The sequence below is a fragment of the Salinarimonas soli genome (assembly GCF_008386575.1).
GTDB lineage: Bacteria > Pseudomonadota > Alphaproteobacteria > Rhizobiales > Beijerinckiaceae > Salinarimonas_A > Salinarimonas_A soli.
The window spans coordinates 57,827-73,403 of record NZ_VUOA01000019.1 but is presented as its reverse complement, the minus strand read 5'-3'; the positions used below and the strand labels follow the sequence as shown (position 1 = coordinate 73,403).

The following is a 15,577-nucleotide window of genomic DNA, read 5'->3' as shown; positions in this document are numbered from 1 at the left end:
GTGGTGCGTGCTTCGAGACGCGCTCCATGAGCGCTCCTCAGCATGAGGGGATGGAGAGCACCCTCCCAATCCCACTCCTCACACCACCCGCACCCGCGGCCCCTCCCCGCGCAGCATGAGGTGCGTCAGCGCCCAGACCAGGGCGTCGAGGCGGTCGGGGGAGCGGGTGGTGTCGCCGGGGACGAAATCGCACATCTCGTCCTCCAGCTCGGGAAAGGTCCCGGCGTGGCGCACGCGGCCCTGGTCGTAGAGCACGGCCACGGGCTCGGCGCGCAGGAACTTGCCGCGGGTGGCGCGGACGGGCACCACCGGGACCGTCGGATCCACCTGGCGCAAAACCGCCGCCACCATCTCGCCGCCCTGGTTCACCTCCGCCACGATCGCGTCGGCCTCGAGGCTGCGGTAAAGGCCCACCGCCCGCTCGGCCCAGGCCGCGGGCGGCAAGCCCTGGACGGTGGCGTCGGCCACCACGTAGCCGAAGCCGCGCTCGTCGAGACCCGCCGCGACGATGCCGCAGGCGTCGGCCCGGGGGCCGGAGCTCGCGGGCGGGTCGAGGGCGACGACGAGGCGGCGCAGCGGCGGGGCCTCGGCGACCCGGATCGCCTCCACCCGCTCGCGGCGCCACAGGGCGTCGGGCCGGTCCTCGATGAGCTCGCCGTCGAGCTCCTGGCGCCCGAGCCGGGTGCCCGCATAGGCCTCGACGATGTTGGCGAGGAACGGCTCGGCGAGATGGGCCGCGTTGTCGGCGGTGCGCATCCGGCTCAGGGCCACCCGGGGGTCCTTCAGGAGCCGCTTGATGAGGGGGATCGGCCGGGGCGTGGTGGTGAGGATCTGGCGCGGGCGCTCGCCGACGCGCAGGGCAAATTGCAGCATGTCGAAGGTACGGTCGGGATGGCGCCATTTGGCGAGCTCGTCGCCCCAGGCCGCCTCGAACTGCCCGCCGCGTAAGGAATCGGGGTCCTCCGCCGAGAAGATGAAGGCCACCGCGCCGTTGGGCCACTCGACGCGCCGGCGCGCCGCGACGAAGACCGGCCGCTCCTCCTCCTCGGACGCGGCCGCGAGGATGCCCGACGGGCCCTCGATCATCACGTCGCGCACGTCGGCGAGGGTCTCGCCGATGAGGGCGAGGCGGCCCAGGGGCGCGTTGGCGAGCCAGGGCTTGCCGACGGCGACCCCGTGGATCCACTCCGCTCCCGTGCGGGTCTTGCCCGCCCCGCGTCCGCCGAGCATGAGCCAGGTGGTCCAGTCCCGGCCGGCGGGCACCTGGGTGGGGGCTGCCTGCGGGTCGCGGGCCCCGACCAAAAGCCACTCACGGCAGAGCGCCGTCAGGACCGGCGCCGGCATCGCCGCGAGCCAGTCCGGCATCGTCTCCGGGCCGATGGGCCTCGGCCACGCGGCGAGCAAGCTCCGCGCGGATCTCAGCAAGGTTTCCGGCGTCGGGCTCATGGCCGGTCTCCGATGCGGCGGCGCCCTCGCCCAGGCCGCGCTGCACGAGCGCGGCGCGGGCCTGGGCGAGCGCGGTCTCCAGGGCGAGGGTGCCGCGCAGCAGCGTCTTCAGCTCGTCGGGGGAGAGGACGGGGGCCCGCTCCTCCGGGGCCCGGCCCGTCTGGGCCCGGGTCTCGGCGGCAACCAACCCCCACAGGCACTGCACCAGCGCCTCCCAGCGATCCTCCGGGGTGCCGGCCGCGGCCTGAACCTGGAGGATCAGCTCCGCCACGCCCGAGCGCGGCCGGGTGATCCCCTCCACGTCCACCATCCGCCGCAGCGCCCGCAAGGGGATGCGGATGAGCCGGGAGATCGTGTCCTCCGACAGGCGCGTGGTGACGAGAAGCTCCCGCGCCCGCGCCCTGCGCGTATCCGTCGCCCGCAAGGCCGGCATCCGCACCCCCATCCCTGCCCCGCGCGCCCACGCGAAACGGGCCCGCTCCTTTGGGAGGCGGGCCCGTCCACGGCTCCTGCGGCGGAGCCACCGGCGCCTTCCCCGCCGCGGCGGGTCAGGCGCAATTGGTGAGCATGTCTGGACCTTAACCCCGGAGCGTCACGCTGTCAAGCATACATTCACAAATGCTGGAATTTTTTCAGGCGACGGCGTCGAGCTCCGCCCAGGCGCGGATGCCTCGCGAGCCGGCGGGTCCGGCGGCCTCGCGCGCCAGGCCGTAATGGTCGGCGAGCCGCCCGAGCGCCAGGCGGACCACCACCTTCCCGGCCCGCGCCGGCCAGCCCCGGTCCCGCTCCAGGGTCTCGAGCCCTTTCAGGAAGCCGCACAGGTCGACGAGCAGGTCGGCGAAGTCGGGCCCCACCGCCTGGAGCGCGGCGCGCAGGCGCTGGCGGGCCGCCACCATCGAATCGGTCGCCGCCGCGGGCCCGGCGGCCCCGCCCCGGCCCGTGGACAGGCCGTCCCAGCGCTGGGTGACGCCCGGCATCAGCCCGGCCTGCGTGAGGTCGCGCCGAAGCCGCTCCCCCGCCTCGTAGGCGGCCGCATCGATGAGGGGGCTTCCGTCGCGGTCGCGGCGCCGGCGCAGCCAGTCGAGAGGACTTTCCGCCGTGTTCACGGCCACCCGCACCGGCCCCTCCGGGGTCGCGAGCGTCACGGCCGCCATCTCGCGGTGCTGGCCCGCGAAGCCCTCCGCCCCCGCCGCCCGGCGCCGGACGCGGGCCGCGCCGGCCTCGCTCACCGTCAGCCGCCGGCCCGACCACGCCGCGAGATCGTGCCCGACGAGCGCGTCCGCCGCCGCCCGCGCGAAGCTGCCGCCCCCGAGCGACACTCCCCCTGTGCCGACCCGCAGCACGATGCGCGCGGCATCGAGCGGATCGGCGAGGCCATGGGCGCCGTCGCGGGCCAATCCCGCGAGAAGCCGTTCGGCGTCGCGCGACAGGTCCGCGCCGGCCGCCCGCTCCCCGCCCGTCCGTTGCCCGCGACGCCCCGTCTTCGCAATAGTTTTGTTCATGATATGTTCCTCAACTCGAAACGCGCCCTGCCCGGCGCCGCCGCTGAGGTTAGACGAGACCCCTTAGGATAACAAGCCCACTACCGCCGCGAGACCATAAAAACCGATGCTCGCAGGAGGATTCACGCCGCCGCTCGTGAGGAGGGCCGGGGATAAGGAACGGGGCCGCCGCGACTGGCGCGGCGACCCCGTGACGGATCGTCTCCGGCGGTGCCGGATCAGGCGGAGGCGCGGGTCGGGCGGCGCTTGCGGCGCTGCTGGCCGAGGCCCATCTCCTTCGCCAGCTCCGAGCGGGCCTTGGCGTAGTTCGGGGCGACCATCGGGTAATCCGAGGCGAGGCCCCACTTCTCGCGGTACTGCTCGGGCGTCATGTTGTACTGCGTGCGCAGGTGACGCTTGAGCGACTTGAACTTCTTCCCGTCCTCCAGGCAGATGATGTAGTCCGGGGTCACCGACTTCTTGAGCGGCACGGCGGGCTTGGGAGCCTCGGCCGGCGCCTCGACGGGGGAGCCCGACACCTTCATCAGGGCCGAGTGAATGTCGTTGATCAGGCCGGGCAGCTCGCCGACGGGCACCGAGTTGTTGCTCACGTAGGCCGACACGATGTCGGCGGCCAGCTCGATGTAGTTTGCGGAAGCCTGGTTCTCGTTCATCTTGCTTGTTTTCCTTGTCCAAACAGCCTTTGGCCGAACAGAGCGTCGATCGCGGCGTAAAAACTCGCCGTGGACCTCTCCGTGTTCGAACCCGCGCTCACGATGCACCTTTCGTGGCCGGGTATCTGAGCCCGAGGTCACGATAACTACGGCATTAGGTCAAAGTCTTTGAGCTTGCAAGTGTTGATTTCGAAAAATCACAGCTTCCCGTGCAGTCGCCGCGCATTTCATGCAATTCGATAGACGTGAGGGGGCGCGTTGTACACGACGTCTTGCGGCCTCGGAACGCTTGCGCGGACTGGCCTTGCGCGCCACATCTGACCTGACGCAAGGACAGGCTCCATGGATCAAGGCACCAATCCCCCGAAGCTACGCAAGAGCGACGCCGAATGGCGCGCGCAGCTCACGCCGCAGCAATATCACGTCACCCGCGAGCACGGCACAGAGCGGGCCTTCACGGGCCCGTACTGGGACGAGAAGCGCGCCGGCCTCTACACCTGCGTCTGCTGCGGCACGGCGCTCTTCCGCTCGGAGACGAAGTTCGAGTCCGGCACTGGCTGGCCGAGCTATTACCAGCCCGTCGCAGCGGACGCGGTGAGCGAGATCGAGGACCGCTCCTGGTTCATGCGCCGCACCGAGATCCGCTGCGCCACCTGCGACGCGCATCTGGGCCACGTGTTCAAGGACGGCCCGCGCCCCACGGGCCTGCGCTATTGCATGAACGGCACCGCCCTCGACTTCCACCCCGACGAGGCCTGACCCGGATGGACGCCCCCTCCCCCCTCCACGCGCCGTTGCCCCAGCGCCGCCCCCATGCCTTCACCCTGCACGGGGAGACGGTCCACGACGACTTCGCGTGGCTGAAGGCCGAGAACTGGCGCGAGGTGCTCAAGAACGGCGACGCGCTCCCGGCCGAGATCCGCGCCCATCTGGAGGCCGAGAACGCCTATTGCGCGGGCGTCCTCGCCAGCACCGAGGGCCTGCAGCGCCGCCTCGTCGCCGAGATGCGGGCCCGCATCAAGGAGGACGATTCCTCCGTGCCGCGCCCCGACGGACCGTTCCTCTACTTCACGCGCTACCGCGAGGGCGGGCAGCATCCGCTGATCTGCCGGCGCCCGCGCGACGGGGGCTTCGGCCTGGCCGAGATCGGCTCCGACCAGGTGATGCTCGACGGCGACGCGCTCGCCGAGGGCCACGACTTCTTCGGCTTCGGCGACGTCGCCAACTCCCCCGACCATGCTCTGCTCGCCTGGGGCAGCGACGTCACGGGCGCCGAGGTCTACACGATCCGCGTGCGCGACCTCGCGACGGGCGCGGAATTGCCCGACGTGGTCACGGGCGCCGCGGGCCAGATCGTCTGGACCGCCGACGGCAGCACCTTCTACTATGTCGAGCTCGACGACAACCACCGCCCGGCCCGCGTGAAGCGCCACCGTCTCGGCTCCGACGAAGCCGAGGACACGGTGGTCTACGAGGAGCCCGAGCCCGGCTGGTTCGTCTCCATCGAGCAGACCCAGTCCGACGCCTTCGTGATCATTGGCGTCGGCGACCACGAGACCTCCGAGGCCTGGCTCCTCGACCGCGCCGACCCCGACGCCGTGCCGCGCTGCGTGGCGCCCCGCGAGGCGGGGGTGAAGTACGACGTGGAGCACCACGGAGAGGGCCTCGTCATCCTCACCAACGCCGACGCGGCCGAGGACTTCAAGCTCGTCACCGCGCCGCTGGCGGATCCCGCGCGCGCCAATTGGCGCGACCTCGTCCCGCACCGGCCGGGCATCCTGCTCCTCTACCACGCGGTCCTCGCCCGCCACATCGTGCGGCTGGAGCGCGAGGACGCGCGCCCGCGCATCGTCGTGCGGGAGATCGCGACGGGGGCGGAGCACGCGGTGGCCTTCGACGAGGAGAGCTACAGCCTCTCCCTCGACGCGGGGTTGGAGTTCGACACGACCGTGGTGCGCTTCAACTATTCGTCCCTGGCCCGCCCCTCCGAGACCTACGACTACGACCTCGAGAGCCGGACCCGCACCCTGCTCAAGCGCCAGGTGGTGCCGAGCGGCCATGATCCCGAGCTCTACGTCTCGGGCCGGCTCCTCGCCACCGCCCCCGACGGCGAGACCGTGCCGGTCTCGTTCGTGCGCCGCCGCGACACGCCCCTCGACGGCTCGGCGCCGTGCCTTCTCTACGGCTACGGCTCCTACGGCATGTCGATCCCGGCGGGATTTCGCACCAACATCCTGTCCCTCGTCGACCGGGGCTTCGTCTATGCCATCGCCCATATCCGCGGCGGCACGGAGAAGGGCTGGCGCTGGTACCGGGACGGCAAGCGGGAGAAGAAGCCCAACACCTTCTCCGACTTCATCGCCTGCGCCGAGGCCCTGATCGGGATGGGCGCCACGAGCGCGGGGCGGATCGTCGCCCATGGCGGCTCGGCGGGGGGCATGCTCATGGGGGCGGTCGCCAACCAGCGGCCGGACCTGTTCGCAGGGATCATCGCCGACGTGCCCTTCGTCGACGTGCTCAACACCATGCTCGACGGCGACCTGCCCCTCACCCCGCCCGAATGGCCCGAATGGGGCAACCCGGCCGAGGACGAGGCGGCCTTCCGGGTCATCCTGTCCTACTCGCCCTACGACAACGTGCGCCCGCAGCGCTACCCCGCGCTCCTGGCGCTCGGGGGCCTGAGCGATCCCCGCGTCACCTATTGGGAGCCCGCCAAGTGGGTCGCGCGCCTTCGCGCCACCATGACGGGAGGCGGGCCGATCCTGCTGCGCACCAACATGGACGCGGGCCATGGCGGCGCGTCCGGGCGGTTCGACCGGCTGGAGGAGGTCGCCCTGTCCTACGCCTTCGCGCTTGCGGCGGTCGGCCGGGAGGCGCGTCTGGGAGCGTGACGCGCGGCTCCCCTCACCAGAGCCACGCCGCCCCACGTACCCCGGAGGAGTCGCCATGGCGGCTCCTCACGATGGGGGTCGTGAAGGCGTCCGAGAACACGTACGGGGCGGTGAGCCGGGGCAGCGCCGCGATGAGCTCGTCGACGTTCGACAGGCCGCCGCCGATCACGATCACGTCCGGGTCGAGGATGTTGACCCCGTGGGCGATGCCCCGCGCCGCGCGGTCGAGGAAGCGCTCGAAGGTGTCCCGCGCCGCCCTGTCGCCCGCCCGCATGGCCTCCACGATCTCCTCGGCCCGCATCCGCGCGCCTGTGCGCCGCGCGTGGTCCGCCGCCACCCCCGTTCCCGACAGCCAGGTCTCCAGGCAGCCGCTGCGGCCGCAATAGCAGGCGGGGCCGGGCAGCTCGTCGGCGCGGGGCCAGGGCAGCGGGTTGTGCCCCCACTCGCCTGCGATCCGGTGGCGGCCCGAGAGCGCCCGGCCGCCGATGGCGATCCCAGAGCCCACCCCCGTGCCGAGGATGAGCGCCCAGACCGAGCCCGCCCCCGCCGCCGCGCCGTCCGCCGCCTCCGAGACCGCGAGGCAATTGGCGTCGTTCTCCACCCGCACCGGCCGCCCGAGCGCCTCCGCCATGTCCCGGTCGAGGGGCTGCCCGTTGAGCCAGGTGGAGTTGGCGTTCTTCACGAGCCCCGTGGCCGGCGAGATCGCGCCGGGGATGCCGAGGCCCACGCTCCCCTCCCGGCCCGTCTCCCGCTCGATCTCGCGCACGAGGCCGGCGGCGGCGGCGATGCAGGCCCGGTAGTCGCCCTGGGGCGTCGCGATGCGCCGGCGCGCCAGGATCGTCCCGGCGCCGTCGAGGGCGATCGCCTCCATCTTCGTCCCGCCCCAGTCGATCCCGATCCGCATGCCCGCGCTCCTTGGGGCTCCGCCGCCCGGCCCACAGATTAGGGCATGGCTCGTGCCCTCTCCAGCATGCCGGATGCGAACGCTGCCCCCTTCCGCTTTTTGCCGCTGCGGCTAAGGTCTGCCGGACAGGCCCGGAGCCCCCATGCTGATCCAACACCCCTATCTTTTCTTCCTCGGCGACGTGCAGGACCAGCTCGCCGCCAAGACCGCGCTCGGCATCGTCGACTGGCGTCCCGACTGGTGCCTCGGCCAGATGCGCCTGCCGGGCGCCAAGGCGGATGCGCGCCTGCCGGAGATGAAGCCCGGCGAGGCGGCGCAGGCGGGCGCCAGGACGATGATCGTCGGCGTCGTGAACGCGGGCGGCGTCCTGCCGCCGCATTGGATCGCCTCCATCGTCGAGGCCATGGAGGCTGGGCTCGACATCGCCTCGGGGCTCCATATCCGTCTCGGCGAGGTGCCGGAGATCGCCGAGGCCGCGCGCCGCCTCGGGCGCACGCTCCACGACGTGCGCCACACCAGCGAGCGCTTCGCCACGGGCAAGGGCGTGAAGCGCTCCGGCATGCGGCTCCTCACGGTGGGCACCGACTGCTCGGTGGGCAAGAAATACACCGCGCTCGCGCTGGAGAAGGGCATGCGGGCCCGCGGCTTCGACGCGGATTTCCGCGCCACGGGGCAGACGGGCGTGTTCATCTCGGGCCGGGGCGTCGCCATCGACGCCGTGGTGGCCGACTTCATCTCGGGCGCGGTCGAGTGGATCTCGCCCGAGGCGGATGCTCGGCACTGGGACCTCATCGAGGGCCAGGGCTCGCTTTATCACCCCTCCTTCGCGGGCGTGTCCTTAGGGCTCCTGCATGGCGCGCAGCCCGACGCCTTCGTGGTCTGCCACGAGCCCACCCGGACGCGGATGCGCGGCGTCCCCGCCGCCCTGCCCACCATCGGCGACGTCATCCACCTGACGCTCGCCTGCGGGCGCCTCACCAACCCGGCGATCCGCTGCGCCGGTATCGCGATCAACACGGAGAACCTCGACGAGACGGCAGCCCGGGCCGAGATCGAGCGCGCCGCGACCACCCACGGCCTCCCGGCCACCGACCCGATGCGCTTCGGCGTCGGCCCGATCGTGGACCTGCTCGCGGCGACCTACGGCCATACCCTCGGCTGAGGGGTCTCGAAAGGGCGCGACGCTCTCCCCTCTCCCATAAGAAGAGGGGCCGGGGGTGAGGGGATACCACGCGGATCAAGCGATATCCGACAGCGCCGCCGCGGCCTCTCTCCCCTCAGGGGAGAGTGTCGGCTGAAAGCCGACGAGCGGGGTACCGCGCGCCAGCGCGGGCGGCTCGACGCCGATCCCAATCGGGGGGGCGGGACCGTTAACCCGGCCAGTCCTGGAAGCGTCTCCCCCTGGAGGCGGTCGCTGGCGCGGCTTACCCCACCCCTGCCCCTCCCCTGAGGGGAGGGAGGGCGCCCTCCATGGCCGTCCGGAGCTCCCTGGAACGCCCTTCGAGGCCCGGCTTACGCAGGGCACCTCGGAGCCTGCCCCCGCAAAGGCGGGGAACGAGGGCGAGGCTCCGAGAAGCGACCTCGCCTGGACCTGCGTCACCGGGCCGGTCCCCTGGGCCGGAACGGCGCCCTGCCCCATCGGTTGACGGTGCTGACCCAACCCCAAGGAGAGCATCATGGCCCCCGAGCCAGGCTTCGACCCCATCGACCCGCGCGGCGTCCCGGGCGCCCCCGACGGGACGCCCGACAGGCCCACGGGCCCGCGCACGCCCTATCCCGTGAACGATCCCGGCATAGCCGACCCCGCAGGGCCGGGCTCCGAGCCCGACTACCTGCCGCCGGGCGGCCCGATCGCCCCGACGCCGCAGATGTGAGGGCGCGCCGTCCGGGCATGAAAAAGGGGAGGCCCGCGTCGCGAGCCTCCCCTTCTCGTACCTACGCCGGGACCTTACGGACGCGTGGCGCCGCCAGCCGGGGCCGTGGAGCCGCCGGACGATGCCCCCGAGGACGAATTGCCCGACGCGTTCGAGCCGCCGTTCGCCCGGAAGGCCGGAGCCTGGGTGAGCTGCTCCTTCGTCATGTTGATGACGATGCGCTGGGGCTCGTGCGAGGCGGCGCTCGCATTGTTGGCCGCGGTGTTGCCGCCCGTGGAGGCGCCGCCGGCCGCCGTGCTGCCGGTGGTGTTCGGCGCGCCCGAGCCGCCGGACTTGCCGTCGTTGTTGTCGAACATGACCTTGGCCTGGTCGAACGGGATGGCGACGTCCTTCTCGCCGATGCCGAGGAAGCCGCCGACGCCCACGAGGACCGCCATCGCCTTGCCGTCGGCGCCCATCACGACGTCGTTCACGTCGCCGATCGCCTCGTTGTTCTGGCCGACCACGCGGGTGCCGATCAGGTCGGAGGCCAGGAACTGGCCCTGCTGGAGCTGCTGCATGGAGCCGGCGCCGCCCGCCGAGGCGGATGCGCTGCTGCTCGGCGCGGAGCCCGCCGTCGAGCCCGAGGAGCTCATCGTGGAGCCCGAGGAACCCGCCGCCGAATCGGAGCTCGCGGTGGAGCCGGAGGCGCCCATCGTGGAATTGGCGGTGCCCGAGGACGCGGACGGCGCGGACGTGCCCGGCGCGTTCATCGCGGGCGAGCCCAGGGTGCCGGTCCGGTTGTCGGAGGCGGCGGGACGGTCCCCGGCCGGAGCCGTGGTGGACTGCGCGAAAGCGGGTGCCGCGACGAGCGACGTGGCCAGAAGGCAGGCCGCCATATGCTTGATCAACATGTTGTTCTCCCGGGTCGTTGTGTGGCGCGTCACCGCGCCAGGCGACGAGGCGCTCGTGCGCACGTGGCATCGGGCGCGCAAGCGCACAGGGAGGGAACGCCACGTTTAGGGCTTCGTTCCGTCCTGCGGCCTGAGGTCCTATCCGGCCGGAACGGCGGGGGGCCTGTGCCGTGTCAACGCTTCTCGCCCGCCAAACGCCCCGTCGGGCGCCCGAAAATCTGCGCCAGCAGGCGGCTGACGCCCGAATGCTCGAGATGCTCGTCGCGAACCAGCCGCGCGCCTTCGGGGCGGCGGGCGAGCACGAGGCGGCGATCGTGGAAGGCCTCGAGCTCGGGCCGGTGGCCGACGCTGATGAGGGCCGCGTGGGGCAGGCGCTCGGCGAGGCGCGTGAGGAGCCGGTGCTGCGTCTCGGTGTCGAGGGCCGCGGTCGCCTCGTCCATCACCACCACGTCGGGGCGGTGGATGAAGAGCTGCGCGAAGGCGAGCCGCTGCTGCTCGCCGCCCGACAGGGTGCGCTCCCAGGGGATTCCCTGGGCGTGGATCTTGTCCACGAGGTGCTCCAGGCCCGCGTCGGTGAGCGCGCCGACCACGTCCTCGTCGGACACCTCCTCGACGGCGGCCGGATAGGCCACGGCCCGCTTGAGGATGCCGATGGGCACGTAGGGGCGCTGCGGCATGAAGAACATGCGCACGCCCCGCCGCACCACGACCTCCCCCTCGCCCCAAGGCCACAGGCCCGCGACGGCGCGCACGAGGGTGCTCTTGCCCGTGCCCGATTCGCCGACGACGAGCACCTTCTCGCCCGCGCCGATCTCCACCTCCGTCTCGCCCACCACCTCGGTGCCGTCGTCGAGGGTCACCGAGACGCCGCGAAGCCGAAGCGACGGCGCGCCGGGCTCGTCCGTCTCGACGCGGGCGATGCGGCCATGCGCCTCGGGGCGCTCGGCCCGCTCCAGGCGGTCGAGAGAGGCGAGCAGGCCCGCGACCCGGTTCACGGAGGCCGTCCAGTCCGCCATCTTGGGGTAGTTCTCGACGAGCCAGTTGAAGCTCTGCTGCACCGTGACGAAGGCGGTCGCCGCCTGCATCACCTCGCCGAGCGACATGGTGCCGGCGAGATATTTCGGGGCGCACAGGATCAGCGGGATCACGGGCGCGACCACGAAGTTCGTGTAGGAGACCACGGTCGTGCGCATGTATTGGTGGCACATCAGCGTCCAGGAGTGCACCACCCGGCCCAGGGTCGCCCCGAGCGACGAGCGCTCCTCCTGGTCGCCGCCGAGCAGCGCGATGCTCTCGCCATATTCCCGCAGCCGCGTCGCGGCGTAGCGGAACTCGGCCTCCGACTGGTTCTTGCTCTCGGCGATCGCGACGAAGGCGCGGGCGATGTAGATCATCGCCGTCGTGGTCACGAGGGCGTAGGCCACCGCCACGAAGACGAGAAAGCCGGGGACGTGGATCCGCTGCCCCGCCAGGGTGAAGGTGATGTCGCCGCCCACCACCCAGAGCACCCCGATGAACGTCACGGCGGTGAGCACCGCCGTGATGATGCCGAAGGCGAAGTCGACGGGCGACTCGGTCGCGATGCGGGTGTCCTCGGCGATGCGGAATTCCGGGTTCTGGTGCTCGCCGCTCACGAGGTTGAGCTGGTAGTAGCGCCCGTGCTCCAGCCAGCGGTCGATGAGCCGGTTCGACAGCCACGCCCGCCAGGTGCGCTGCGTGGTGAGCCGGCCCCAGACGGAGGCCACGTTGAGCGCCACCGCCGCCACGGCAAGCGGCACGAAGATGAGGGCGAGCCACCCGACGGCGGAGAAGTTCTGCTTCTCCAGCGCGTCGAAGATGTCCCGGTTCCAGACGTTCAGCCGGACCTGGATGAAGAGCTGGACGAGAATCGTGGCGAGGAGCACCCCCGTCAGGAACCAGGCCTTGCCCTTCGACGCACCCCGCCAGAAGCCCAAGGCGGTGCGCCAGAACCGCCGGAACAGGGATCGCCGCCGGGCACGGGTGATCGAGTCGCTCAAGCGGCCCTCCGTTACTCACGCCACGCAAGACACCTCGCCGCCCGGCAAGCGTAGCCGGACGGCAAGGGATCAACCACTGGGCTGCGGGATTGTTTCGCCGCCGGGGCCGCCGGCGGGTGCGACGTTTCAGGTCAGGCAGAGGCTCGGGATGCGGGCCATCTCGGACTTCACGAGGGTGCTGACCACCCCTTCGCAACCCACCGTCTTGCGGGACGGCGTCGCGGGCTTCTGGACGGGCTGGGGCTGCGTCGGGCTGTCGGCGCGCTCGCGCACGGTGATCGTGGGCAGGTCGACGTCGCGGGAGACGATCGTGGTGTTGCGGGCGCCGTCGTGCCGGTAGACGATCTCGCCGGCCTTGTCGCGCAGGATCACGGTCGCCCCGTCGAGCCCCAGGACCTCGATGGTCGCCACGGGGCGGGGCGCGGCCGGACCGGCGGAGGCTGCCATCCGGTTGCCCTTGGTCGAGACCCCGCCGGCCTGCGCCCCGCCGGTGAGGCCGAGGGACGCGTTCACGTAGGTGCCGAGCATGAACGACGCGCCGAAAACCGCGACGAGACCGGCCGAGAACTTGAGCATGTGCGGTGCCTCCCCCGGGTACCGCCGTGGCGGTGCGGGCCTTTCGAGGTTAACGCCAGGTTAATTTCTATGTTCCCGAACGTGAGGCCCCGATGTGCGCCGCCTCACGCGCCGGGCCGAGGCGCCCGCAAGGTCCAAGGCGTCGGCCTCCGCCGATCCCCCGGAACGGCTCGGAACCAATCCGCGCGACGTAACGTTACCTGAGTACCCGGCCACCTGGTCCTCCCCGCATTCCCCTTGTGCATTGGCCGGATACTTGACGGGTCGGTTCGCCGGCCCGTCTTTTTTTGCGCCCTACTTATCGGGATCGCACGATGTCGTGCGGCGAGGGGCGCCGAACCTTCCGCTTCGCACCCGCCTCGTCGGCCGTCCTAGCGCTTGCTGCGGATCGCGAGGGCGGTGACGAGAAGGCCGCCGGCCACCAGCATCAACCCGACGATGATCGTCGCCCAGATCATGCCGCCTTCCATCGCAAGCCTCCTCATGTGTCGAGGCCGCAACGTGCCGCGCGGGTCCGGGGATCCGCCCCCGCGACGATGCGCCATGGGCGGCGCCACGAAAAAGGGGAGCCCGGATCGGGGCTCCCCTGCTGCCGTCCGGCGCCGATGCGCTGGGCGCTCAGCCCGTCGCGGCGCGGGCCTCGCGGCGCCGGGCGGTCTGCTGGAAGAACAGCGCCTGGCTGATCACGGCGGAGACGTTCGCGGGCTGGAACGGCTTGGCGATGAGGAAGGCGGGCTCGGGGCGCTCGCCCGTGAGGAAGCGCTCAGGATACGCCGTGATGAAGATCACCGGCACCTCGAAGCTTCCCAGGAGATCGTTGACCGCGTCGAGGCCCGAGGAGCCGTCGGCGAGCTGGATGTCGGCGAGGATGAGCCCCGGGCGCTTGCCCTGCGCGAGCTTCACGGCCTCGGTGCGGGTGCGCGCCACGCCCGTGACGTTGTGGCCCAGGCCCTCGACGAGCGCCTCCAGGTCCATGGCGATGAGGGGCTCGTCCTCGATGATGAGGATGTCGGTCGCCATGTCGGCGGCGAGCTCGCGGCCCGCCTCGTCGACGAGCTCGCGCACGGTGGCGGCGTCGACGCCGAGGATCGCGGCCGATTCCTCCTCCGAGAAGCCCTCGAGGCAGGACAGGAGGAAGGCCTGGCGGGGCAGCGGGGTGATCTGGCCGATGCGGACCTCGGCGGGGAGGTCCCGCTGGATCTGCTCGCTCTTGCCGTTCACCGACAGCGAGTTCCAGATCCGGGTGAAGACCTGGAACAGGTCGACCTTGACGTTCGACGCCTTGCCGATCGTCTCGGGCTCGTTCACCAGCGTCTCGAGGGTCGCGGCCACATAGGCGTCGCCCGCCATCTGGCTCCCCGTCAGCGCGCGGGCGTAGCGGCGCAGGTACGGCAGATGCTGAACGACGAGCTGGGCTGTCGACATACGGTCCCCCTTATGGTGAAGCTTGATTGATGATAGCGGTCCGCGGGGGCAACGCCAGACCCCAAATTTGGTTCCATTTTACGGAACTCACCAGGGGAGTCGACGTTGTCGCCCATGCGCACAAGGTTCGCCGCGGCCCGCCCAGACGATGGGCGCATGCCGGCAGAGCGGCCGGGGATAGCCGGACATGAATGACAAGATGGGGAAGACTCCGGTGGATGGTGCCGCCGATGGGGCCGCTCTTGGCACGTCCCGCGATACGACAGCCGCCAACCCGAAGCTCGATCGCCCCACCCAGGGGCGGATCGGCGACCAGTTGCGCGCCATGTACGACGACCTGCTGAACCAGCCGGTGCCCGACCGATTCGCGGATCTCCTCTCGCGCCTCGACAAGAAGAAGGAGTAGGGCCGCGCCGCCCGGCGAGCCGGACGGCGCGCGCCTCGACGTGAACCTCGCGTCAGAGCCTCGTGGAGCTCCGGCCCCGGAAGAGGCCCACCACCGCCGAGATGGCGAAGAGCACGATGGCGACGAAGAAGATGAGCTTCGCGATGTCCACGGCCGCACCGGCGATTCCGCCGAAACCGAGGACCGCAGCGATCAGCGCCACCACAAGGAAAGTGATTGCCCAGCCGAGCATTTTGACCTCACTGATGATGAATTCGGCGTGTTGCCGATGACATTGAGGCAACGCTTGCGCTCGGCCCCGGTTCCGGCGACTCTCACGGGACTGTGACTCGACGCATCCTTGACTTGCCGAATGCTATGTTCCGATTCTGTCGCGTCGCCCTGCGACACCCGGGCCGGAGAACCAGCTCACCCCGTCGGACGTTGAGGTCTCACGTTCCAGGAGGTCATCCGATGTCTCGTTCCGCGGCCCTACGCGCCTCGCTCGTCCTGCTCCTCGCCGCCCTCGCCGCCGGCACCCTCGGTGCCGCGTCGGGCTCGATCCTGGCCCAGGCCATGGTGGCGATCCTCGCCTCCGCCGCGGCCCTCGCGGGCGCCCTCACCGTGCTGGCTCCGACGCCCCAGCCCGTGCCGGTCCGCGTGCGGGCCCGCCGCCACGCCGCGCGCGAGCGGCTCTGAGGGGGAGCCGCGTCGGCGGCCGGTCCGTGCCGGCCGCTTCATGCCAGGGCATCCAGTCCAGTTCCGAGGGGCTGGCCCATAAGTACGGCCCACCCTCCACCCTCGTCCTGAGGTGCCCTGCGAAGCAGGGCCTCGAAGGGCATTCCAGGGATCTCCCTCCGGCTCACGAAGGTGCTGCGTGCTTCGAGACGCCCGCCTTCGGCGGGCTCCTCAGCATGAGGGGGTCGGAGAGGGGGCCTATCGTTCAGCCCCACGCTCCCGAAGCCCCTTTGCCCGTCCCTGACAACCGCCCGTCCGGAGGCGCCGCGGGG

Annotated in this window: 16 protein-coding genes; 6 read left to right on the top strand and 10 right to left on the bottom strand. The window is 71.5% G+C overall.

Features of this window, described 5'->3' with window-relative positions; all coding sequences use genetic code 11:
* Nucleotides 1-78 precede the first annotated feature (78 nt).
* From F0L46_RS09475 to F0L46_RS09460, 4 genes are all read right to left on the bottom strand, one after another.
* Nucleotides 79-1,365, bottom strand: coding sequence for a DNA-packaging protein (locus tag F0L46_RS09475; RefSeq protein ID WP_149816916.1), 1,287 nt, complete (start codon nt 1,363-1,365; stop codon nt 79-81).
* The gene (locus F0L46_RS09470; RefSeq protein WP_149816915.1) at nt 1,310-1,870 is read right to left on the bottom strand and encodes a hypothetical protein; all 561 of its coding nucleotides are present in this window, start codon (nt 1,868-1,870) and stop codon (nt 1,310-1,312) included. The genes F0L46_RS09475 and F0L46_RS09470 overlap by 56 nt, the downstream gene beginning before the upstream one ends.
* Nucleotides 1,871-2,078: 208 nt before the next feature.
* Complete coding sequence (locus F0L46_RS09465) at nt 2,079-2,948, bottom strand: DUF6456 domain-containing protein (protein ID WP_240539929.1); 870 nt, start codon at nt 2,946-2,948, stop codon at nt 2,079-2,081.
* A 218-nt stretch (nt 2,949-3,166) separates the two neighbouring features.
* Nucleotides 3,167-3,601: a Ros/MucR family transcriptional regulator gene (locus F0L46_RS09460; protein ID WP_149816914.1), complete on the bottom strand. Its 435-nt coding sequence runs from the start codon at nt 3,599-3,601 to the stop codon at nt 3,167-3,169.
* Between the two features lie 342 nt (nt 3,602-3,943).
* On the opposite strand from F0L46_RS09460, the gene msrB reads away from it, so the two are divergent.
* A complete protein-coding gene (gene msrB, locus F0L46_RS09455; RefSeq protein WP_149816913.1) occupies nt 3,944-4,360 on the top strand; it encodes a peptide-methionine (R)-S-oxide reductase MsrB in 417 nt (138 codons plus the stop codon).
* A 5-nt stretch (nt 4,361-4,365) separates the two neighbouring features.
* Nucleotides 4,366-6,492: a S9 family peptidase gene (locus tag F0L46_RS09450; RefSeq protein ID WP_149816912.1), complete on the top strand. Its 2,127-nt coding sequence runs from the start codon at nt 4,366-4,368 to the stop codon at nt 6,490-6,492.
* Between the two features lie 13 nt (nt 6,493-6,505).
* Here the strand turns inward: F0L46_RS09450 and F0L46_RS09445 are convergent, their stop codons facing one another.
* Nucleotides 6,506-7,396, bottom strand: coding sequence for an ROK family protein (locus tag F0L46_RS09445; RefSeq protein WP_149816911.1), 891 nt, complete (start codon nt 7,394-7,396; stop codon nt 6,506-6,508).
* 142 nt (nt 7,397-7,538) lie between these two features.
* Here F0L46_RS09445 and dgcN point away from each other — a divergent pair, with 142 nt between their 5' ends.
* Nucleotides 7,539-8,558, top strand: coding sequence for an N-acetyltransferase DgcN (gene dgcN / locus F0L46_RS09440; RefSeq protein WP_149816910.1), 1,020 nt, complete (start codon nt 7,539-7,541; stop codon nt 8,556-8,558).
* 514 nt (nt 8,559-9,072) lie between these two features.
* Nucleotides 9,073-9,270 carry a hypothetical protein gene (locus F0L46_RS09435; protein ID WP_149816909.1) on the top strand — a complete coding sequence of 66 codons (198 nt, stop codon included), beginning with the start codon at nt 9,073-9,075 and terminating at the stop codon, nt 9,268-9,270.
* A 74-nt stretch (nt 9,271-9,344) separates the two neighbouring features.
* On the opposite strand, the gene F0L46_RS09430 is transcribed toward F0L46_RS09435, so the two are convergent.
* From F0L46_RS09430 to F0L46_RS09410, 4 genes are all read right to left on the bottom strand, one after another.
* Entirely contained in the window at nt 9,345-10,163 is an 819-nt protein-coding gene (locus F0L46_RS09430) for a PRC-barrel domain-containing protein (RefSeq protein ID WP_188311902.1), read from the bottom strand.
* A 173-nt stretch (nt 10,164-10,336) separates the two neighbouring features.
* Nucleotides 10,337-12,181 carry an ABC transporter ATP-binding protein/permease gene (locus F0L46_RS09420; RefSeq protein WP_149816908.1) on the bottom strand — a complete coding sequence of 615 codons (1,845 nt, stop codon included), beginning with the start codon at nt 12,179-12,181 and terminating at the stop codon, nt 10,337-10,339.
* A gap of 126 nt (nt 12,182-12,307) precedes the next feature.
* Nucleotides 12,308-12,757: a hypothetical protein gene (locus F0L46_RS09415; RefSeq protein WP_149816907.1), complete on the bottom strand. Its 450-nt coding sequence runs from the start codon at nt 12,755-12,757 to the stop codon at nt 12,308-12,310.
* Between the two features lie 618 nt (nt 12,758-13,375).
* The gene (locus F0L46_RS09410) at nt 13,376-14,182 is read right to left on the bottom strand and encodes a response regulator (protein WP_149816906.1); all 807 of its coding nucleotides are present in this window, start codon (nt 14,180-14,182) and stop codon (nt 13,376-13,378) included.
* Between the two features lie 187 nt (nt 14,183-14,369).
* On the opposite strand from F0L46_RS09410, the gene F0L46_RS27590 reads away from it, so the two are divergent.
* Nucleotides 14,370-14,588, top strand: a complete 219-nt coding sequence (locus F0L46_RS27590; RefSeq protein ID WP_149816905.1) for a NepR family anti-sigma factor — start codon at nt 14,370-14,372, stop codon at nt 14,586-14,588.
* A 52-nt stretch (nt 14,589-14,640) separates the two neighbouring features.
* Here F0L46_RS27590 and F0L46_RS09400 read toward each other — a convergent pair whose 3' ends face one another.
* Nucleotides 14,641-14,820, bottom strand: a complete 180-nt coding sequence (locus F0L46_RS09400) for a DUF1328 domain-containing protein (protein WP_149816904.1) — start codon at nt 14,818-14,820, stop codon at nt 14,641-14,643.
* Nucleotides 14,821-15,041: 221 nt separating this feature from the next.
* Here F0L46_RS09400 and F0L46_RS09395 point away from each other — a divergent pair, with 221 nt between their 5' ends.
* Entirely contained in the window at nt 15,042-15,266 is a 225-nt protein-coding gene (locus tag F0L46_RS09395) for a hypothetical protein (protein ID WP_149816903.1), read from the top strand.
* Nucleotides 15,267-15,577: the final 311 nt, after the last annotated feature.